19 protein-coding genes are annotated in these 20,297 nt (G+C 44.6%); all 19 read left to right on the forward strand.

Translation table 11 applies throughout. The features are described 5' to 3' along the window. The first annotated feature begins 17 nt into the window (after window positions 1–17). The 19 genes from iscA to urtB all read left to right on the forward strand — a co-directional run bounded on the left by iscA (window position 18) and on the right by urtB (window position 20,290). Entirely contained in the window at window positions 18–341 is a 324-nt protein-coding gene (gene iscA, locus L3V33_RS20195) for an iron-sulfur cluster assembly protein IscA (protein WP_004735095.1), read from the forward strand. Between the two features lie 84 nt (window positions 342–425). Continuing rightward, window positions 426–941 (forward strand): co-chaperone HscB, encoded by a 516-nt coding sequence (hscB, locus tag L3V33_RS20200; protein WP_017074111.1) that lies wholly within the window; start codon window positions 426–428, stop codon window positions 939–941. A gap of 22 nt (window positions 942–963) precedes the next feature. Next, window positions 964–2,814: a Fe-S protein assembly chaperone HscA gene (gene hscA / locus L3V33_RS20205; RefSeq protein ID WP_237291091.1), complete on the forward strand. Its 1,851-nt coding sequence runs from the start codon at window positions 964–966 to the stop codon at window positions 2,812–2,814. 20 nt (window positions 2,815–2,834) lie between these two features. Then, on the forward strand, window positions 2,835–3,173 hold the full coding sequence (gene fdx, locus L3V33_RS20210; RefSeq protein WP_004735098.1) for an ISC system 2Fe-2S type ferredoxin: 339 nt from the start codon (window positions 2,835–2,837) through the stop codon (window positions 3,171–3,173). 92 nt (window positions 3,174–3,265) lie between these two features. Continuing rightward, window positions 3,266–3,466 (forward strand): Fe-S cluster assembly protein IscX, encoded by a 201-nt coding sequence (gene iscX / locus L3V33_RS20215; protein WP_017098072.1) that lies wholly within the window; start codon window positions 3,266–3,268, stop codon window positions 3,464–3,466. A 205-nt stretch (window positions 3,467–3,671) separates the two neighbouring features. Further along, window positions 3,672–4,967 (forward strand): aminopeptidase PepB, encoded by a 1,296-nt coding sequence (gene pepB, locus L3V33_RS20220; protein WP_237291092.1) that lies wholly within the window; start codon window positions 3,672–3,674, stop codon window positions 4,965–4,967. 106 nt (window positions 4,968–5,073) lie between these two features. Then, on the forward strand, window positions 5,074–5,508 hold the full coding sequence (ndk, locus tag L3V33_RS20225; protein ID WP_004735101.1) for a nucleoside-diphosphate kinase: 435 nt from the start codon (window positions 5,074–5,076) through the stop codon (window positions 5,506–5,508). Window positions 5,509–5,801: 293 nt separating this feature from the next. Beyond that, a complete protein-coding gene (locus L3V33_RS20230) occupies window positions 5,802–6,944 on the forward strand; it encodes a bifunctional tRNA (adenosine(37)-C2)-methyltransferase TrmG/ribosomal RNA large subunit methyltransferase RlmN (protein ID WP_004735102.1) in 1,143 nt (380 codons plus the stop codon). A gap of 440 nt (window positions 6,945–7,384) precedes the next feature. After that, window positions 7,385–8,338, forward strand: a complete 954-nt coding sequence (gene rodZ / locus L3V33_RS20235; RefSeq protein WP_237291093.1) for a cytoskeleton protein RodZ — start codon at window positions 7,385–7,387, stop codon at window positions 8,336–8,338. Between the two features lie 7 nt (window positions 8,339–8,345). Further along, on the forward strand, window positions 8,346–9,467 hold the full coding sequence (ispG, locus tag L3V33_RS20240; RefSeq protein WP_004735104.1) for a flavodoxin-dependent (E)-4-hydroxy-3-methylbut-2-enyl-diphosphate synthase: 1,122 nt from the start codon (window positions 8,346–8,348) through the stop codon (window positions 9,465–9,467). 70 nt (window positions 9,468–9,537) lie between these two features. Continuing rightward, window positions 9,538–10,806, forward strand: a complete 1,269-nt coding sequence (hisS, locus tag L3V33_RS20245; protein ID WP_004735105.1) for a histidine--tRNA ligase — start codon at window positions 9,538–9,540, stop codon at window positions 10,804–10,806. Window positions 10,807–10,885: 79 nt separating this feature from the next. After that, window positions 10,886–11,500 carry a YfgM family protein gene (locus L3V33_RS20250; protein ID WP_054548097.1) on the forward strand — a complete coding sequence of 205 codons (615 nt, stop codon included), beginning with the start codon at window positions 10,886–10,888 and terminating at the stop codon, window positions 11,498–11,500. A gap of 10 nt (window positions 11,501–11,510) precedes the next feature. Beyond that, on the forward strand, window positions 11,511–12,671 hold the full coding sequence (gene bamB, locus L3V33_RS20255) for an outer membrane protein assembly factor BamB (RefSeq protein WP_004735107.1): 1,161 nt from the start codon (window positions 11,511–11,513) through the stop codon (window positions 12,669–12,671). 158 nt (window positions 12,672–12,829) lie between these two features. After that, window positions 12,830–14,311, forward strand: coding sequence for a ribosome biogenesis GTPase Der (gene der / locus L3V33_RS20260; RefSeq protein ID WP_004735108.1), 1,482 nt, complete (start codon window positions 12,830–12,832; stop codon window positions 14,309–14,311). Window positions 14,312–14,444: 133 nt separating this feature from the next. Beyond that, a complete protein-coding gene (locus L3V33_RS20265; protein WP_237291094.1) occupies window positions 14,445–15,365 on the forward strand; it encodes an alanyl-tRNA editing protein in 921 nt (306 codons plus the stop codon). Window positions 15,366–15,654: 289 nt separating this feature from the next. Further along, window positions 15,655–16,656: a sensor domain-containing diguanylate cyclase gene (locus tag L3V33_RS20270; RefSeq protein WP_237291095.1), complete on the forward strand. Its 1,002-nt coding sequence runs from the start codon at window positions 15,655–15,657 to the stop codon at window positions 16,654–16,656. A 36-nt stretch (window positions 16,657–16,692) separates the two neighbouring features. Further along, the gene (locus L3V33_RS20275; protein ID WP_114633017.1) at window positions 16,693–16,920 is read left to right on the forward strand and encodes a zinc ribbon domain-containing protein; all 228 of its coding nucleotides are present in this window, start codon (window positions 16,693–16,695) and stop codon (window positions 16,918–16,920) included. Window positions 16,921–17,214: 294 nt separating this feature from the next. After that, the gene (urtA, locus tag L3V33_RS20280; protein WP_076650847.1) at window positions 17,215–18,501 is read left to right on the forward strand and encodes an urea ABC transporter substrate-binding protein; all 1,287 of its coding nucleotides are present in this window, start codon (window positions 17,215–17,217) and stop codon (window positions 18,499–18,501) included. Between the two features lie 160 nt (window positions 18,502–18,661). Further along, on the forward strand, window positions 18,662–20,290 hold the full coding sequence (gene urtB, locus L3V33_RS20285; protein WP_237291096.1) for an urea ABC transporter permease subunit UrtB: 1,629 nt from the start codon (window positions 18,662–18,664) through the stop codon (window positions 20,288–20,290). Window positions 20,291–20,297 lie beyond the last annotated feature (7 nt).

The raw sequence follows: 20,297 nt of genomic DNA on the forward strand, positions 1-20,297 counted from the left end.
AAACACAAGGTTGTAGTATGGCCATCACCATGACAGATACGGCAGCAAGCCGAGTTCAAGCTTTCCTAGATAACCGTGGTAAAGGTCTCGGATTACGCTTAGCAGTAAAAACTACTGGCTGTTCAGGTATGGCGTATGTACTGGAATTCGTTGACGAGCTTAACGAAGAAGACGAAGTGTTTGAGCATTCAGGTGTTAAGGTCATCATTGATCCAAAGAGCTTAGTTTACCTAGACGGTACTGAGCTTGATTACGTAAAAGAAGGCCTAAACGAAGGTTTTGAATTCAACAACCCTAACGCGAAAGGCGAATGTGGTTGTGGTGAGAGCTTCAATGTATAAACGCCTCAATCGTTGAGCGTTTATAGTGAGCGAAGAATAAAATTAGGCTCTAAATAAAGAGCCTAAACTTAGGACCACCGTTACATGAATCATTTCGAATTATTTGGGCTACCACTTCAGTTTCAACTGGATGGTAGCCTTCTTTCTTCTCAGTTTAGAGATCTGCAACGCCAATTCCACCCTGATAAATTTGCTATTGCTTCTGAGCGTGATCGCTTGTTAGCCGTGCAAAAAGCAGCGCAAATCAATGACGCGTATCAGGTGTTGAAGAATCCAATCAGTCGTGCTGAATATCTGTTAGTACAACATGGTGAGGATATTCGTGGTGAACAGCAGACCATGCAAGATCCTATGTTCTTGATGGAACAAATGGAATTGCGTGAAGAGCTTGAAGAGATCGCAGACAGTTCTGATCCAGAAGATGCGCTATTTGCATTTGAAGGAAAGGTTAGCAAAATGTATAAACAACAATTAAGCGCTATCCAACAAGAACTCGACAGCGAAGCTTGGTTAGAAGCAGCAGACCGAGTAAGAAAGCTTAAGTTTATTGCAAAATTAAAGAATGAAATCGGGTTAGTTGAAGATCGTTTGATCGGCTAGTTCGAATAACAAGGACACATCCATGGCACTACTTCAGATTGCAGAACCAGGGCAAAGCGCCGCTCCTCATCAGCACAAGCTTGCTGTGGGTATTGATTTAGGAACAACAAACTCATTGGTTGCGTCAGTGCGCAGTGGTGAGGCGAACACGCTTGTTGATCAACAAGGTCGCAGTATTCTTCCTTCCGTTGTCCATTATCAGTCTGAGTCCTACACGACTGGCGATGAAGCTCGTGCAAAAGCACAAACTGATCCTAAAAATACCATTATCTCAGTTAAGCGATTAATCGGTCGTTCACTGTCAGATATTCAACAGCGATACCCGTCTCTGCCATATCAGTTTGAAGAAAGTGATAATGGTTTACCTTTGATTCGTACAGAACAAGGTAACAAGAACCCAATCCAAGTATCTGCCGATATCCTGCGAGCGCTTGGCCAACGTGCTGAGTCTACGTTAGGTGGTGAGCTAGCGGGTGCGGTAATTACTGTTCCTGCGTACTTTGATGATGCACAACGAGCAGGAACTAAAGACGCAGCACAACTTGCGGGTCTTCATGTTTTACGTCTTCTGAACGAGCCAACGGCTGCAGCGATTGCCTACGGTTTAGATTCAGGTCAAGAAGGGGTAATCGCCGTTTACGACTTAGGCGGTGGTACGTTTGATATTTCTATATTGCGCCTGTCTAAAGGTGTCTTTGAAGTACTAGCAACCGGTGGTGACTCTGCATTAGGCGGCGACGATTTTGACCATTTGATTGCAGAACATTTCCTAGCACAGATGGGCTTTTCAGAGCTAACGGCAGAACAGAACCGTATTCTTCTAGACGCCGCGACAGAAGCTAAGATTGGCTTATCTGAAGCTGAAAGCGTTAATGTTGAAGTGCTTGGTTGGGCTGGTTCGTTAACTCGTGAAGAGTTTGAAGGCATCATCAAGCCACTGGTTAAGAAAACACTGCTTTCATGTCGTCGTGCATTGAAAGATGCCGAAGTTGACGCGGATGATGTTCTAGAAGTCGTGATGGTCGGCGGTTCAACTCGTACCTTGCTTGTACGTGAAATGGTTGGTGACTTTTTTGGTCGTACGCCATTAACCAGCATTAACCCAGATGAAGTGGTTGCGATTGGCGCTTCTATCCAAGCGGATATCTTAGTCGGCAACAAGCCTGACTCTGAAATGCTGTTGCTTGATGTTATTCCTCTTTCCCTCGGTATCGAAACGATGGGTGGTTTGGTCGAAAAGATCATTCCACGCAATACGACGATCCCTGTTGCTCGCGCACAAGAATTTACCACGTTCAAAGACGGTCAAACTGCAATGACAGTGCACACCGTGCAAGGTGAACGCGAGATGGTTGATGACTGTCGTTCATTGGCTCGTTTTGCCCTAAAAGGCATTCCACCAATGGCAGCTGGCGCAGCGCATATTCGTGTGACTTACCAAGTAGACGCTGATGGCCTGCTATCGGTGACTGCTATGGAGAAGAGCACAGGTGTTCAAGCTGAAATTCAGGTTAAACCGTCTTACGGCTTAAGCGATAATGAAGTGGCGAACATGCTGAAAGATTCGATGACGTTTGCTAAAGAAGACATGCAAGCGCGTGCTCTAGCTGAACAACGTGTAGAAGCAGATCGTGTTATCGAAGGTCTTATTGCAGCAATGCAAGCTGATGGTGATGAGCTGCTTGATGAGCAAGAAAAGCAGCACCTTCTGCAAGCTATTGAAGCACTGATTGAAGTGCGCAATGGCGAAAGCGCTGATGCCATCGAACTAGAAATTAAGAATACCGACAAAGCGAGCCAAGACTTTGCTTCTCGTCGTATGGATAAATCAATTCGAGCTGCACTGTCAGGTCAGTCAGTCGATAATATTTAATAGTTAGAGAATAGATAAACATGCCAAAGATTATTGTTTTACCTCACGAAGATCTATGTCCAGAAGGCGCTGTTTTAGAAGCAAAAACTGGTGAGACGGTTCTTGATGTTGCATTGAAGGCCGGTATTGGTATTGAACACGCATGTGAGAAGTCGTGTGCATGTACTACATGTCACGTCGTGATTCGTGAAGGTTTCGACTCATTAGAAGAAAGTGATGACCTAGAAGACGATATGCTTGATAAAGCATGGGGTCTGGAAATGGAATCTCGTCTTGGTTGCCAAGCTAAAGTAGCTGATACTGACCTTGTAGTTGAAATTCCAAAGTACACACTGAACTTAGCTTCTGAAGAGCACTAAGAACTCAGCTCGACTAAACGTGTTAGTAAAACTGGCATAAAATATAAATCATTAAGATGACAAATCGTCGCTGATAAAGATAAGGAAGTGTTATGAGCTTGAAATGGATTGATTCGCGAGATATTGCGATTGAGCTATGTGATTTATACCCTGAGACTGATCCTAAAACCGTACGTTTTACGGACTTGCATCAATGGGTGTTAGATCTTGAAGATTTTGATGATGAGCCGAATCACTCGAACGAGAAAATTCTAGAGGCCATTATTTTATGCTGGATGGATGAGATGGACTAACCCTCTTGTTCTATAATTTGGCTGTTGGTTGGAATTTATCCAATATAAACACAGCCAAGTTAACAATTCTTACTAAAAAAAGCGGACCTTATGGTCCGTTTTTTTATCAAAATGACATTTTACTTCTACATAATGCTAACATCAGAGCGCTAATAAAAAATAATCAGAATCACATACTCAAAGTGGTTCATGACAAGGAGAAATCATGTCTACACAGATGTCAGTATTTTTAAGTCAAGAAGCTGCCCAGCCTCAGTGGGGAGCAAGAGCTATTTTATCGTTCTCAGAAGCGGGAGCTACTATTCACATTGGTGAAGGCCACGATTTAGGTGCGGTTCAACGTGCTGGTCGTACGCTTGACGGACAAGGTATCGCACTGGTTGCACTTAGCGGTGAAGGCTGGGATCTAGAAAGCGTTTGGGCTTTTTACCAAGGCTACCGTGGACCAAAGAAAAAGAATGCATTGGAGTGGGATGCTCTAGCTGAAGCTGATCAATTTGAATTAGAAGCACGTATCCGCGCGACAGATTGGACGCGTGACATCATCAATAAAACGGCTGAAGAAGTTGCTCCTCGTCAATTAGCGACAATGGCAGCTGAATACATCAAGTCAGTGGCACCAGCAGGCACTGTTAAAGCAAAAATCGTTAAAGACAAAGATCTCCTAACTGAAGGTTGGGAAGGCATCTACGCGGTAGGTCGCGGCTCTGAACGTACTTCAGCAATGCTTCAACTGGACTTCAACCCAACTGGCGATGAAAACGCACCTGTGTTTGCTTGTCTTGTGGGTAAAGGTATCACTTTCGACTCAGGCGGTTACAGCATCAAGCCAGGTCAATTCATGACAGCAATGAAAGCTGACATGGGTGGCGCAGCGACTATTACCGGTGGTTTAGGTCTAGCGATTGAACGCGGCCTGAACAAGCGTATCAAGCTTATCCTATGTTGTGCAGAGAACATGATCTCTGGTCGTGCATTGAAGCTTGGCGACATCATTACTTACAAAAATGGTAAGACTGTCGAGATCATGAATACCGATGCGGAAGGTCGTTTAGTTTTAGCTGATGGCCTGATGTTCGCAAGCGCTCAGAATCCAGAGTTGATCATCGACTGTGCAACGCTAACAGGCGCGGCTAAAAATGCATTAGGTAACGACTACCACGCATTATTGAGCTTTGATGATGAGTTGTCTCATCAAGCACTAACGGCTGCGAACCAAGAGAAAGAAGGTCTATGGCCATTGCCTCTTGCTGATTTCCACCGTGGTATGTTGCCTTCAAACTTTGCTGATCTTTCAAACATTAGCTCTGGTGATTACACACCGGGTGCAAGTACAGCTGCTGCGTTCCTGTCTTACTTTGTAGATGGCTACAAAAAAGGCTGGATTCACATGGATTGCGCGGGTACTTACCGCAAGTCATCAAGTGATAAGTGGGCTGCAGGCGCGACTGGTATGGGTGTTCGTACACTGGCTCGTCTTCTTATCGACCAAGCAAAATAATAATAAGAGTGAGCGGTCTTTCGATACCGCTTATTCATAAACTCAGATCGAATGATCTTAGTAATTTCAGTATTTAATAACAAAAAAATGAAGTGAAGGAATCCCTATGGCTCTAGAAAGAACGTTCTCAATTGTTAAGCCGGATGCAGTTAAGCGTAACCTTGTCGGTGAAATCTACCACCGCATTGAAAAAGCAGGCCTACAGATTATTGCCGCTAAAATGGTTTCTCTTACAGAAGCGCAAGCAAGTGGCTTCTACGCAGAACATGAAGGTAAAGAGTTCTTTGGACCACTAAAAGAGTTCATGACTTCTGGTCCTATCATGGTTCAAGTACTTGAAGGCGAAAATGCGATCGCTCGTTACCGTGAACTAATGGGTAAAACTAACCCAGAAGAAGCGGCTTGCGGCACTATCCGTGCTGACTACGCAATCAGCATGCGTTACAACTCAGTACACGGCAGTGACAGCCCTGAGTCTGCAGCTCGCGAGATCGAATTCTTCTTCCCAGAATCTGAAATTTGCCCACGCCCAGCTGAATAAGCAGACAACAGCAAGTATCAATAAAGGCTTCACTTCGGTGAAGCCTTTTTCGTATGTGGACTTTGCATTCTCGATAATCTATTTAGTCGTCATTCCCGAGAGCGACGGAGGAGCGTAATCGGGAATCTTTTCTTTAATTTAGGTATTCTCAGACCGAACAAAACAATTGTTCAAGTTTTAATCGCTTAACTTTGAATGTCTTAATAAACACAGGGTTTTACAGCGCTTGTTGAAGTTGCGTAAAGCCTGTACAATTCGCGCCCTTAATTATTGTTCCGTCATTGAGAGGCATCATGACCACAGCTAAAGTCAATCTACTCGATTTTGATCGTAAAGGTCTTCGTAAATTTTTCACAGAAGAACTGAATGAGAAAGCGTTTCGAGCAGAGCAAGTGATGAAGTGGATTTATCACTTCGGTGTCGATGACTTCGAACAAATGAACAACATCAACAAAAAATTACGCGAGAAACTGCTGCATCGCTGTGAGATTGTTGCACCTATCGTTTCTGAAGCTCAGCACTCTGCAGATGGCACCATTAAATGGGCTATGAGCGTTGGTGACCAAGACGTTGAGACGGTATACATCCCAGATGGTGACCGTGCGACGCTATGTGTATCTTCACAGGTTGGTTGTGCACTAGAATGTAAATTCTGCTCTACGGCTCAACAAGGCTTCAACCGTAACCTGAAAGTTTCAGAGATCGTTGGTCAAATCTGGCGTGCTGCACGTGAAATCGGTTTAGAGAAAGATACGGGTCGTCGTCCAATTACTAACGTCGTAATGATGGGTATGGGTGAGCCTCTGCTTAACATGAAGAACCTAATTCCATCATTAGAGCTGATGCTTGATGATCTAGGATTCTCACTGTCTAAGCGTCGTGTGACAGTATCAACATCTGGTGTTGTTTCTGGTCTTGATCAGATGACAGACAACATCGATGTGGCTCTGGCGATTTCTCTACACGCACCAAACGATGCACTACGTAGCCAAATCATGCCAATCAACGACCGTTGGGATATCCAAGATTTCCTAGCATCGGTTCGTCGTTACATTGCTTCTTCAAATGCTAACCGCGGTAAAGTAACGGTTGAGTACGTTCTATTGGATCATGTGAATGATGATATGGACCACGCTCGTGAACTTGCTGAGCTAATGAAAGAGACGCCTTGTAAGATCAATTTGATTCCATTCAACCCTTATCCGGGTTCGCCTTATAAGAAGCCAAGCAACTCTCGTATTGATCGCTTCCAAAAAACGCTGATGGAATACAACTACACAGTAACGGTTCGTAAAACACGTGGCGATGATATTGATGCCGCATGTGGTCAGTTGGTTGGTGATGTCATTGATAGAACCAAGCGTACTAAAATGCTGAAAGCCGCCTCTGAAGCTAACTTAATCGCAGGTGATGTGATTCAAGTAAAAGCGGTTTAAATACCATTTAGATCTAAACAAGCCAGAAGGATTCCTTCTGGCTTGTTGCTTTTCTGGAAGGTGAATTTCCAAAAATTGGATTTTTTCCCCACGCTTTCTTACATTTTTCGTTAAATTTTGGACAAAACCATGAGCTGACGGTAAATTTTGTCGAAAGTGTTTTTGCCTTGTAATGGCATTAGCTTATGATTAAATAATCTTAAATTAATTTAAGTGCTCGCTTGTTACCCGATAATCGTCAATGTGTCTATTTAGGTTGGCTACTTGATAAACTAGCTTCCTGAGAAAGTCGCTCACCAACAGTGTGTGGTTTTCTACTTTAAGGGTTGATGAACCGGGTGACAGGAAAAATTCCACATAGTAGGTTGTAAGATTGAGCTTAAACGAAAATAAAAAATGCTCTCATCAACCTGCAATAATACTTTAGAAGTTCACTCTCTATGAACACAGAACAAGAAACACAAACGCAAGAAACTGTCGCTCCAGCAATTGAAGCGGGAACGCTGCTCAAAAATAAACGAGAATCTCTTGGTTTAACACAAAAGCAGATCTCTGATCGCTTGAAGCTACGCGTTACGCTTATCCAGCAAATTGAAGAAAACCAATTCGAGTCAGATCAGGTTGCCACCTTTATGCGTGGTTACATTCGTTCATACGCGAAATACGTCAATCTTGATGAAAAAGTCGTGTTGAACGCGCTTCATCATTCTGGTGATGCCCAACATCAAGAACAAGAAATGTTGAGCTTTTCTCGTAAGACTAAAACCGAGAAGCACAATAGCCGTATTATGCTCCTTACTTGGAGCATCTTTGCTGTGATTGTGGGTATCTCCTCTCTTTGGTGGTGGCAGAATCAACAGCAAGACACCTTATCTCAATCTTTAGCCAATACTGAAAGCTCGGAAGAGCTAGTGGTAGAAGAGTCGCTTGATCCTGAGCTGACTTCATTAGAAGTGATTGAAGGAGAACAAAACACAGAGACATCTCCTGTTACGGAAAACTCTGATGAGCTTACTGAAGTGAGTTCAGCTGAAGATTCAGTAACTCTTGACCCTGTTGAAGTCGTTGAAGAAGCATCAGAAGCATCAGAAGCATCAGAAGCAGCAGACGTTGCTTCGGTTACTGCGGAACCAGAGACTGTAGTGCCTGAAGCTGTGGTTAACGAGCTAGTGATGCAGTTCTCTGCTGATTGCTGGATCCAAGTGAAAGATGCTTCGGGCAAAACGTTATCTACCGGCATTAAAAAAGCAGGCCAGACATTAAATCTTTCTGGAACTGCACCATATAAAGTGATTCTGGGTGCGCCTGAAGGCGTATCGATGACATTTGCAAGTGAACCTGTCGACCTTTCTGGGTATACTTCAGGCAAAGTAGCTAGAATAACCTTACCTTAGAGTTAATATGCAACACGAATCTCCTATTATTCGTCGCAAATCAACCCGTATTTATGTGGGTGATGTGCCGATCGGTGATGGTGCACCAATTGCTGTGCAATCCATGACCAACACAAGAACAACAGATGTCGCCGCGACCGTCGCTCAAATTCGAGCTTTGGAAAAAGTGGGGGCAGATATCGTTCGCGTATCTGTACCGACTATGGAGGCCGCTGAAGCCTTTAAGCTAATCAAGCAGCAGGTCTCTGTTCCTTTGGTTGCTGACATTCACTTCGACTACCGTATCGCTCTTAAAGTGGCAGAGTATGGGGTTGACTGTCTGCGTATCAACCCAGGTAACATCGGTAACGAAAGCCGCATTCGCTCTGTTGTGGATTGTGCTCGTGATATGAATATCCCGATTCGTATTGGTGTTAACGGCGGTTCTCTTGAAAAAGAGATCCAAGAGAAATACACAGAGCCTACAGCAGAAGCGCTGGTTGAATCTGCAATGCGTCACGTCGATATCCTAGACCGTCTGAACTTTGATCAATTCAAAGTCAGCGTGAAGGCTTCTGATGTATTCCTAGCCGTCGGTTCTTACCGTTTGCTTGCTAAGCAGATTGATCAACCACTTCACCTAGGTATTACTGAAGCGGGTGGTGCACGCGCCGGCTCTGTGAAGTCCGCGGTAGGTTTAGGTATGCTTCTTTCTGAAGGTATCGGCGATACGCTGCGTATCTCGCTAGCGGCTGATCCAATCGAAGAGATCAAAGTGGGCTTTGATATTCTTAAATCTTTGCGCATTCGCTCGCGTGGCATCAACTTCATTGCGTGCCCAAGCTGTTCTCGTCAAGAGTTCGATGTTATCAACACCGTTAACGCCCTTGAAGAACGCTTAGAAGACATAGTGACTCCAATGGACGTCTCAATAATCGGTTGTGTCGTTAACGGCCCTGGTGAAGCTGAAGTGTCTCACTTAGGCCTTGCGGGTAGTGCTCGTAAGAGTGCCTTCTACGAAGACGGTAAGCGTCAGAAAGAGCGCTTCGACAACGATGACCTTGTCGACAAACTTGAAGCTAAGATTCGTGCAAAAGCGTCAGTGCTTGATAAAGCAAATCGCATTGATGTAGAAAACTTAGAAGATTAATACAACGCGATGGGGTGTGATTGTCTATTCGCACTAACACCTGGTCGTGAGAAATTACGGAATAAATACTGTGGCTAAAAATATCCAAGCAATTCGAGGCATGAACGACTGCCTTCCAACTCAATCACCACTGTGGCAGAAAGTAGAAAGCGCAGTTAAAAGTGTGGTGAGTGCATACGGTTACAACGAAGTACGTATGCCTATCGTTGAAGAAACGAACCTATTTAGCCGTGCGGTTGGTGAAGAGACAGACGTTGTTTCTAAAGAGATGTACACCTTTGATGACCGTAATGGTGATAGCCTAACGCTGCGTCCAGAAGGCACAGCCGGTTGTGTACGTTCATGTATTCAAAACAGCCTTATCAACCGTGATGAGCAGCGCCTATGGTACATGGGTCCAATGTTCCGTCACGAGCGTCCTCAAAAAGGTCGTTACCGTCAATTCCACCAATGTGGTGTTGAAGTGTTTGGCCTAGACGGTCCAGACGTTGACGCAGAACTTATCATGATGACAGCACGTCTATGGCGTGAACTAGGCATCGATAAGCACGTTCGCCTCGAGCTGAACTCAATCGGTTCTCAAGAAGATCGAGTAAGCTATCGTACAGCGTTAGTGGCTTTCCTTGAGCAACACATTGATGTGTTAGATGAAGACTGCAAACGTCGCATGCACACTAACCCTCTACGTGTACTTGATACTAAGAACCCGGATGTTCAAGCTATCTTAGGTGACGCACCTCGACTATCTGAATATTTAGGTGAAGAATCGAAGCAACATTTTGCTGGTTTGTGTGAACTTCTTGACGCTGTTGGTATCGAATACCAAGTTAATGAGCGTCTAGTACGTGGCCTAGATTACTACAACCGCACCGTATTCGAGTGGATCACTGATAGCCTTGGTGCTCAAGGTACAGTTTGTGGCGGCGGTCGTTACGATGGTCTTGTTGAGCAACTAGGCGGCAAAGCAACCAATGCTGTTGGCTTCGCAATGGGTCTAGAGCGTCTAGTTCTTATGATGGAAACGCTAGAGCTAACAGAAGTTCGCCGTAGCGTTGACGTATACGTGGTTGCTGCTGGCGAAGGTACTATGATCGCAGGCATGCAGTTAGCGAATCAATTACGCGATACCGTTGAAGGCGTACGCGTAATGAACCACTTCGGTGGTGGTAACTTCAAGAAGCAATTCAAGCGTGCTGACAAAGTAGGTGCTGTTGTGGCGCTGGTACTTGGTGAGAACGAAGTTGCTGACAATACAGTTGTGCTAAAAGATCTGGTTGGCGGCGAGCAAGAAACCGTGTCTCAAACGGAAGTTGCAGAGAAAGTTGCTGCGCTAATCTAATTAGCCATTGAGCAAACGCTCATCATGAATATCAACGTCAGCACTATGCTGGCGTTTAAAGAATTAAAGAGGACAGGAAGTGGAACTTTACGATAGCGAAGAGCAACAAGTTGAAGCCATTAAAGATTGGTGGAAAGAGAACGGTAAAGCCGTAATCTTTGGTGCAGTTATTGGTTTAGGCGGTCTATTTGGCTGGCGCTATTACCAAGATTCAGTCGTTGAAGCGCGTGAAGTGGCTTCAGAAGGCTACACCTCTGTAATTTCAGCTCTTGATGCTAAGGGCGTTGATGCTCAATCTGATATTCAAGCTTTTATCGACGCTAACAAAGACGCTGAATACTCTGTACTTGCTGCTATGCAATTAGCAAAAGCGCAAGTTCAAGCGGGTGAGCTTGCAGCTGCACTTGAACAGCTTGAGTGGGCAAAATCGGCAACTAAGGATGCGGCACTTACGCCACTACTGACTTACCGTGCTGCACGTATCAAAGCTGAGCAAGGTGAATTTGACGCAGCCTTGACTGATCTTGAAGCGATGACTGATGAATCTTGGACTGGCCGTGTTGCTGAACTGCGTGGTGATATCTCACTTCGTAAAGGCGATACAGATGCGGCTTACAGTGCTTATTCTGAAGCACAACAAGCAGCTGATGCGAGCCAAACGCTTCAAATCAAACTTGACGACCTAGCTAAATAAGGCGCTTTGAATGAAGAAGATGTTTCCAAAAGCGGCGTTGTGTGCGATTGCTCTTGGCCTATTGGCTGGCTGTGCGGGTGAAGAAGACACCGTAATCATGGCGCCAGTACCAACAGTAAATAGCGAGTTCACTCCTAGCCAGGAATGGTCTACGTCGGTTGGTGATGGTGTTGGCCACTACTTTTCAAAACTAACGCCAGAATTGGCTTACGACAAAGTGTTTGTTGCGAGCCGTGAAGGTATGGTTAAAGCGCTTGACCCTGAAACAGGTAAAGAGCTGTGGAAAGTCGATCTTGAAAAAGAAGTACTGGCTCGTTTATCGGGTGGTTTAACGGCGGCTTACGGCAAAATATTTGTTGGTTCTGAAAATGGTGAAGTGATCGCTATGGATGAATCAACCGGTGAAGAGCTGTGGCGTGTATCAGTGAATGGTGAGGTGCTTGCATCCCCAGCAACTGAAAGCAACATGGTTATTGTTCATACCAGTCGCGGTATGTTGATCGCGTTAGATCAAGAAAGCGGCGAACAAAAATGGACGATTAGCACTGAAGTTCCAAGCCTAACACTTCGTGGCGATAGCTCGCCTGTTGCTGTTTCTGGCGGTGTATTCTGGGGGACTGCAAATGGTCGTTTAGCAGCCGCAATTGTTGACCGTGGTCAGCTTATTTGGCAACAGCCAGTAGGCACACCAAAAGGTGCAACGGAAATAGATCGCTTGGTTGATGTTGATGCATCACCGATTGTTCTTGGCGGCACCCTGTATACAGTAGGTATCAATGGTCAGCTAATCGCTATCGATCTTCGTTCTGGTAAGCCAATTTGGAAGCGTAACTATTCGTCAGCGATTGACTTAGCGAGTGATGGTAGCCGTTTGTTCGTTGTTACCGACAAAGACCATGTGGTTGCGGTTGATGCGCGTAGTGGTACTGAACTTTGGAGCACTCCATTGTTAGAAAACCGCTTACTGACAGCACCTGCTATTATTAATGGTTATGTAGTTGTGGGTGATACAGAAGGTTATCTGCACTGGTTAGATCGTTCATCGGGTGAGTTTGTTGCTCAACAGCTCGTCGATGATAGCGGCTTTGCGGTTGCGCCAATTGAAATGCCTGAAGGCTACTTAGTGACGACTCGCAATGGCGATGTAAAGAAACTAACGATTAGCCAATAAAAGCGTGATACAATTCACAGTCGGCTCCTGGTTGGTAACAGCTAGGAGCCGTTTTGTTGTTATAAATTAATAAACCGTGTGGTTATAGGTAAGAGTTTAAACTTGCGATCAAGTGCTTACCTATAACTACATTTAGAGAAGAAATTGTAGAGGTTGTTATGGTACCTGTTGTTGCTCTAGTAGGGCGTCCGAACGTAGGTAAATCTACGTTATTTAACCGATTGACTCGAACTCGTGATGCATTGGTTGCGGATTTCCCTGGCTTAACGCGTGACCGTAAATACGGTCATGCTCATTTTAGCGAGCATGACTTTATTGTTATTGACACTGGTGGTATCGACGGTACCGAAGAAGGTGTTGAAACTAAAATGGCTGAACAGTCGCTAGCGGCGATTGATGAAGCTGATGTCGTTCTATTTATGGTAGATGGCCGTGCGGGTCTAACACCTTCAGACGTGGCTATTGCTAAGCACCTTCGTCAACTAGAAAAGCCTTCAATGCTAGTAGTAAACAAGGTTGATGGTATCGACCCTGATGCTGCAAGTGCTGATTTCTGGCAACTAGGCGTAGAAGACATGTACCAAATCGCTGCGGCGCACGGTCGTGGCGTAACAGCGTTGATTGATCTTGCTCTTAACCCGTTCGCAGAAGCGTTAAAAGCTGAGAATGGCGAAGTAAGCGATTTAACTGAGTTTGAAGACGAAGAAGAAGAGCAAGTTGATTTCACTGAAGAAGAAGCGGAAGAAGAATTCAAGCGCCTTCAAGATCAACCAATTAAGCTAGCGATCATTGGCCGTCCTAACGTTGGTAAATCAACACTAACTAACCGTATCCTTGGTGAAGAACGTGTTGTTGTTTACGATATGCCAGGCACAACTCGTGACTCTATCTACATTCCAATGCAGCGTGATGAGCGTGAATACGTTCTGATTGATACTGCAGGTGTTCGTCGTCGTAAAAATATCAACGAAACAGTAGAGAAGTTCTCAGTGGTTAAAACACTGAAAGCAATTGAAGATGCTAACGTTGTATTGCTGCTTATTGATGCTCGAGACAACATCTCTGATCAAGATTTAAGCTTGTTAGGCTTTGCGTTGAATGCTGGTCGTTCAATTGTTATTGCAGTAAACAAGTGGGATGGTCTAGACAGCGATGTTAAAGATCGCGTTAAGAAAGAACTAGACCGTCGTTTAGGTTTCGTTGATTTCGCACGTATTCACTTTATCTCTGCACTTCACGGTACAGGTGTTGGTCACTTGTTTGAATCTGTTCAAGAAGCTTACAAGTCAGCGACGACTCGTGTTGGTACTTCTGTGCTAACTCGTATCATGAAGATGGCGACTGATGATCACCAACCGCCTATGGTTCGTGGCCGTCGTGTTAAATTGAAATACGCGCACGCTGGTGGCTACAACCCACCGATTATCGTTATCCACGGTAACCAAGTACGTAACTTGCCAGATTCATACAAACGATTCTTGATGAACTACTACCGTCGTTCACTAGAGATTATGGGTACACCTATTCGCATTCAATTCCAGAACAGCGAGAACCCATTTGAAGCTAAGACAACCAAGCTGACAATTTCTCAAGAACGTAAACGTAAGCGTATGATGAGCATGGTTAAAGGTCGTAAGTAAACCTTTCCAATAGATTTGATACCCGAGCCTGTCTCGGGTATTTTTTTAAGCAAAATTCACGTTAAGCCATAACCTCATATCTCCATATCGTGATGGGTTAACGAATTAGACTCAATTTCAAAAGAAGAACGATATGACCACTAGCGATTCCATGACACCAGCGACATCCATGAAACCAATAATAGTTATCACACCAACCATCACTCAATTTTGTCATCAGGCTTGGCAGATCAAAGCAAAGGCGTTGTACGTTGAAAACGATGACAGCAAAACCTACCTGATCACCGACATGACACCTTTCCACCCAGTGAGTCATATTTGGCCAGATCACCCTGCAGACCAAGGCTTTGTTAATGTTGGTGACGTGCAATATCCCGTTGAAGACTGTCTTGTTGGTGCAATAGAACAATCTACTGGCAAGCTTCATATCGCAGCAGATATCCCTGTTAAGCGTGATACGGAAGGGTGGACGTTTGTGGTTGTCCACCAGCTACCTGTATCTGCTTCTATGATTAAGGTTAGCGACGAAGTCATGTTGACGGTTGATAAAGAGTATCAAGCTAGTTTGAGCCGTGGTCACAGCGCTGGCCACATCGCTTTCCTAGCCTTGAATAAAGTATTGGCTGAGAGCTACTGGCGTAAAGATGCAGATAGAAAAGATCCACTCGGCAGCTACGACTTCAATAGCTACGCTCAAGTCACCAGCTTTGTGACGCCAGAATTATGTACAGACAAGTATCGTTTGGGCAAAACCCTGAAGAAACGCGGTTTGAACGTTGCAGACATGCTAACCAATCTTGATGGTATCGAAGCCGACATCAATCAGATGATTAAAGGTTGGCTCGCAGACTCAACGCCAGTAGCAATGAGACTGGAAGGTGAGGCATTAACAGACTCTCGCTATTGGGAATGGCAGTTGGATAGCGACACTTTAGTGTCTATTCCGTGTGGTGGTACTCACATCGAGAATACGTCAGAGCTTAAGTCTTTATCGGTTAAGTTAACCCAGTTAGATGACCAGCATATTGAAATGCTGACGCATGTAATACGATGATTTAGACTACAGATCGAAATGGCTTGTGCTGTTTATTTTATTTTTATATGTAACTTTTAATATAAATCACTATTTAAAATTGAAATGCAGCACATGTAACTTATGCTTTCGGTATGTGGTGATATAAATATTCTTTTTGGGGTAGATCGCTGATCAAAATAGATAAAGCGAAAGATCAACCTATGATCTTCGATTGTGTGTACGGCTTATTTAGTGTGTTATTATTAACCAATAGCAAGCTTGCATAAGAACAAGCTGTACCCTATTACACAATTGAAAGCTTTAGTGAATGGAACAACAATTTTTATTAGAAGGCCATCGAGCCGTCAACAGTTTGCTGCGCAAGCTTGCTCTAGGGATGGATCGCAAAGATTTAAACCATAAGATCATTCAGCTTACCGAGCAGATTTTTGGGCAGCGCATGGCTTCAATTTTACTGCTCAACTCTGAGTCAAAGACTTTACACCTTGAATATGCCCCAAACCTGCCTGATTTTTACAATCAGCAGATAGAAGGGGTTGGGATTGGTGCAGGGATTGGTTCTTGTGGCGAGGCGGCTGCACTCAAGAAAGCAGTGATGGTCTCCAATATAAATACACACCCAAACTGGGCACCTTTCTTAGCCTTAACCAATCAAGCCAATTTACATGCCTGTTGGTCGGTACCTATCATCTCATCGCACGGTCATGTACTGGGTACCTTCGCCATTTATAGCCAGTACATATCTGAGCCGCATGAATTTGAGCTTGAGATCTTAGAGCTATTGGCCTCCCTATATTCGGTCGCATTAGAAAAGTTTGAACTGGAGAATCAGCTTAACTTTTTTGCCAATCGTGATTCTCTTACCCATTGCTTGAATCGTCGCGCATTGTTTAATGAAGCTGAGAAAGTGTTGGCTAAGCGATGTTTTGGTGACAAGGTTATGGCGTGTCTGTTTGTTGATGTCGATAAGTTCAAATCGATTAACGATACTTATGGTCATAGTTTTGGTGATGATGTGCTGTTGGCGGTTGCAAAAGTCCTCGATGAGGCTACCACAGCATATGCCAAGATAGGGCGTTACGGTGGCGATGAGTTTGTGGTGTTCTCTTGCTTTGATGATCAAGAAAGCGTTGTTAGCTTCTACCACGACTTAGAGAAAGCACTGCAACAAGCGCTTTATATCAATGATGTGCAGTTCTCAGTGAGTGTTGGGTTGTCTTGTGAGAAAGATCCTCAAGGATTAGACCAGTTGATCGCACAAGCTGATAAGAACATGTATCAAATCAAGCAAGCCAAGTCTCAGCGGTAGTAGATTGTAAAAATAGTAGTGAATTAGGAAATGCTAATGAGTGAAAATATCTGCCCTAAGTGCCAGTCTGAGCTAACTTGGGATGGCAAGTATCACTGTGAAAGTTGTCAGGCTCACTTTACTAAAGTTGGGTTTTGCCCTGAGTGCAGCAGCCAACTTGAGAAGCTTCAAGCCTGTGGTGCGGCGAGCTATTTTTGTAATGCCGATTGCAACGAATTGAAGTCTAAGTCGAGAGTAAAATTCGAATTCCAACCAGCGGAATAGCCTTAAGCTACATGGTTTGAACGATTATCGTTGATGCTTTATCAAAGACCCAATACCAAAGTGTTGGGTCTTTTTTGTATCTGATGAACAGGAATGTGTCATCTTGGTTCATTCTCATCGCCACTGCACCAGCATGAAACATAGTGACATGATCGCTATGCACTCCATTGGTGTGAGTTTCTTTTAACTTCCATAAATACAATTACTTATAAATAATTTTGTTGGTTTATAAGTTTGGCACTCTTCTTGTAACTCTGTAATTGAATAACAAAAATACAATTATGGAGTAATATCATGAACAAGGTGTTCAATTTATCGCTAGCTGCACTGTGTACAACACTTTCATTTTCTTCTGCAACAGTGCTTGCTGCTGATGAGACCATCAAGGTCGGTGTTCTACACTCACTCTCTGGCACTATGGCGATCAGTGAAACCACGCTAAAAGATACCGTGCTAATGCTTATCGAAGAGCAGAACAAAAAGGGCGGTTTGCTTGGCAAGAAGCTAGAGCCTGTGGTGGTTGACCCTGCGTCAAACTGGCCGCTATTTGCAGAAAAAGCACGTGAGCTTATCGAAAAAGAGAAAGTGGATGTGGTGTTCGGTGGTTGGACATCGGTATCACGTAAATCCATGCTGCCTGTTTTTGAAGAGCTCAACAGCATCCTTTTCTACCCAGTACAGTATGAAGGCGAAGAGTCTTCTAAAAACGTTTTCTACACCGGTGCCGCGCCAAACCAACAAGCGATTCCTGCAGTGGATTACTTGATGGAAGAGCTTGAAGTTGAGCGTTGGGTACTTGCAGGTACCGATTACGTCTATCCACGTACCACCAATAAGATCCTTGAAGCCTACCTAAAAGATAAAGGTGTCGCAGAAGAAGACATCATGATCAACTACACGCCATTTGGTCACTCTGATTGGCAATCTATCGTTTCAGACATCAAAAAGTTCGGCGAAGCAGGCAAGAAAACCGCTGTGGTTTCTACTGTGAATGGCGATGCGAACGTACCTTTTTATAAAGAGCTTGGTGCTCAAGGCATTTCATCTGAAGACATCCCAGTTATTGCATTCTCTGTTGGTGAAGAAGAACTGTCAGGTATGGATACAGAACCACTGGTTGGTCACCTAGCGGCATGGAACTACTTCATGAGTGTTGATACCGAAGCCAATGAAGAGTTCGTTGAAACGTGGCAGTCGTTCATCAAGAGTGAAAAGCGTGTCACCAATGACCCAATGGAAGCGCACTATGTTGGCTTCAACATGTGGGCTCAAGCGGTCACTAATGCGGGCACAACCGATCCTGAATCTGTGCAAGATGCCTTGATTGGCGTGTCTGTTCCTAACCTTTCTGGCGGCTACTCTACCATGCTGCCAAACCACCACATAACTAAACCGGTATTGATTGGTGAGATTCAAGATGATGGCCAGTTTGACATCGTTTGGGAAACCACTGGACTCGTTGCGGGTGATGCTTGGTCGAGCTACTTACCTGAATCAGCGAAGCTGTTCTCTAGCTGGTCAAAGCCATTCTCATGTGGTGCGTTTAACGTCGAAACGAAGAAGTGTTCTGGCGGTAACTAGAGCGTTAAGTCAGGAATATTGAACCTTCCTGTTTGGGAAGAACGCCCCTGTTTAAGGGGCGAAGCGACCGGAAGGTTCATAGTTTCAGGTAACAAGCACTATCCACACATCCTCCAAGTAAAAATAACAATATCTAACTTGGTTGGTTAAGGAAGCAGGGATGAAAAACGTATCAAACGTATTTAAAGCGCTGTTGCTCATGGCAGTCAGTGCTCAGTTGGCTTTTGCTGGAATAACGGATGAAGCTAGCTTTACCAAGGCGCTAGTTGGTAAGAAAACATCGGATAAAGAATTAGCTATCGATTGGGTGGTTGAGACGCAAACGGAAGATGTGTCGAAACCTATTTTAGATGGCTGGTTAAACGGAAACCTTTACTACTTCAATGAGAAACAGAGCGAGCAGTACAAACAGCTCTACCTCATTCAAAACATCAAAACGGCAACGTCAGCTCAGTCAGTATGGACTGATTCAACGCTTAATATCGACAATGCTAGACAGTTTAAAAAAGTTCGTGTGAATAACAAACTTCGCGGGATGTTACGCGGGGAAATTGCTTATATTGGACTGAACAGCAGTAATACAGAGGTGCGTTACAAAGCGGTTCTGGATCTATTAGGAACCAAAGATTCTGCCATCATCGAACGACTCACTGAACTCAGAGCAAATGAATCAGATGGCAAAGTAGCCGAGCTAATGGACCTCTCATTGGCTATTTATACCTCTCTTGATAAAAGCGCAACCATTGAAGATCGAGTCACGTCGATTGAGCGAGTCGGTGACTTCAAACACTCGGTCGTTCTGAAAACACTGAACCAACTACTGAGCAGTGAGCTAGATCCAAGCATTACCGCTGCAGCAGAACGTGCGATGGATAGCTATCAACAAAGCCAAGCACTCTATTCAGGTGTAGAAACGGTATTCTTCGGTTTGAGTTTAGGTTCGGTATTGGTGTTAGCGGGTATCGGCTTAGCGATCACTTTTGGTGTGATGGGTGTTATCAATATGGCTCATGGCGAGTTGATCATGATTGGCGCTTATACCACCTATGTCATGCAATTGTTGATGCCCAATCATATTGGTTTGGCACTGATACTCTCTATCCCTGCTGCGTTTATTGTTTCAGGTTTGGTGGGTATTGTGATCGAGCGAAGTGTGATTCGTCATCTTTATGGTCGCCCATTGGAAACCTTACTCGCGACCTTTGGTATCAGCTTGATCTTGCAGCAAGCCGTTCGCTCGATTTTCTCTCCATTGAACCGCTCAGTGAGCACACCTGAATGGATGTCTGGCGCACTTCAATTAAACCCAATGCTGTCTCTGACTTATAACCGACTTTATATCATCCTGTTCTGTGGTTTGGTGTTTATGGGCTTATTAATGGTTCTGAAAAAGACACCACTAGGCTTACAGGTTCGTGCGGTTTCTCAAAACCGTGGCATGGCTCGTGCGATGGGGATTCGATCGGAACGTGTTGATGCGATGACCTTTGGTTTAGGTTCTGGCGTTGCGGGTGTCGCGGGTGTGGCACTTTCTCAACTGACTAACGTAGGTCCAAATATGGGGCAGGCGTACATCATCGATTCATTCATGGTGGTGGTATTCGGCGGCGTTGGCAACCTATGGGGTACGCTAGTCGCAGGTTTAAGTCTTGGTCTGTTCAATAAGATTTTAGAACCATGGGCTGGTGCGGTTCTCGCCAAGATTCTGGTACTGGTTTTCATCATTCTGTTTATTCAAAAACGCCCACGCGGACTCTTCCCGCAACGTGGTCGTGCGGCTGAAGGTTAAGGACAAC

The sequence above is a fragment of the Vibrio sp. A2-1 genome (assembly GCF_021728355.1).
Classification (GTDB): domain Bacteria; phylum Pseudomonadota; class Gammaproteobacteria; order Enterobacterales; family Vibrionaceae; genus Vibrio; species Vibrio splendidus_K.

What these genes read in the sequence shown, in the direction of transcription:
- iscA (WP_004735095.1), top strand. Translation starts at nt 18, where the DNA reads ATGGCCATCACCATGACAGATACGGCAGCAAGCCGAGTTCAAGCTTTC.
- hscB (WP_017074111.1), top strand. Translation starts at nt 426, where the DNA reads ATGAATCATTTCGAATTATTTGGGCTACCACTTCAGTTTCAACTGGAT.
- hscA (WP_237291091.1), top strand. Translation starts at nt 964, where the DNA reads ATGGCACTACTTCAGATTGCAGAACCAGGGCAAAGCGCCGCTCCTCAT.
- fdx (WP_004735098.1), top strand. Translation starts at nt 2,835, where the DNA reads ATGCCAAAGATTATTGTTTTACCTCACGAAGATCTATGTCCAGAAGGC.
- iscX (WP_017098072.1), top strand. Translation starts at nt 3,266, where the DNA reads ATGAGCTTGAAATGGATTGATTCGCGAGATATTGCGATTGAGCTATGT.
- pepB (WP_237291092.1), top strand. Translation starts at nt 3,672, where the DNA reads ATGTCTACACAGATGTCAGTATTTTTAAGTCAAGAAGCTGCCCAGCCT.
- ndk (WP_004735101.1), top strand. Translation starts at nt 5,074, where the DNA reads ATGGCTCTAGAAAGAACGTTCTCAATTGTTAAGCCGGATGCAGTTAAG.
- L3V33_RS20230 (WP_004735102.1), top strand. Translation starts at nt 5,802, where the DNA reads ATGACCACAGCTAAAGTCAATCTACTCGATTTTGATCGTAAAGGTCTT.
- rodZ (WP_237291093.1), top strand. Translation starts at nt 7,385, where the DNA reads ATGAACACAGAACAAGAAACACAAACGCAAGAAACTGTCGCTCCAGCA.
- ispG (WP_004735104.1), top strand. Translation starts at nt 8,346, where the DNA reads ATGCAACACGAATCTCCTATTATTCGTCGCAAATCAACCCGTATTTAT.
- bamB (WP_004735107.1), top strand. Translation starts at nt 11,511, where the DNA reads ATGAAGAAGATGTTTCCAAAAGCGGCGTTGTGTGCGATTGCTCTTGGC.
- der (WP_004735108.1), top strand. Translation starts at nt 12,830, where the DNA reads ATGGTACCTGTTGTTGCTCTAGTAGGGCGTCCGAACGTAGGTAAATCT.
- L3V33_RS20265 (WP_237291094.1), top strand. Translation starts at nt 14,445, where the DNA reads ATGACCACTAGCGATTCCATGACACCAGCGACATCCATGAAACCAATA.
- L3V33_RS20270 (WP_237291095.1), top strand. Translation starts at nt 15,655, where the DNA reads ATGGAACAACAATTTTTATTAGAAGGCCATCGAGCCGTCAACAGTTTG.
- L3V33_RS20275 (WP_114633017.1), top strand. Translation starts at nt 16,693, where the DNA reads ATGAGTGAAAATATCTGCCCTAAGTGCCAGTCTGAGCTAACTTGGGAT.
- urtA (WP_076650847.1), top strand. Translation starts at nt 17,215, where the DNA reads ATGAACAAGGTGTTCAATTTATCGCTAGCTGCACTGTGTACAACACTT.
- urtB (WP_237291096.1), top strand. Translation starts at nt 18,662, where the DNA reads ATGAAAAACGTATCAAACGTATTTAAAGCGCTGTTGCTCATGGCAGTC.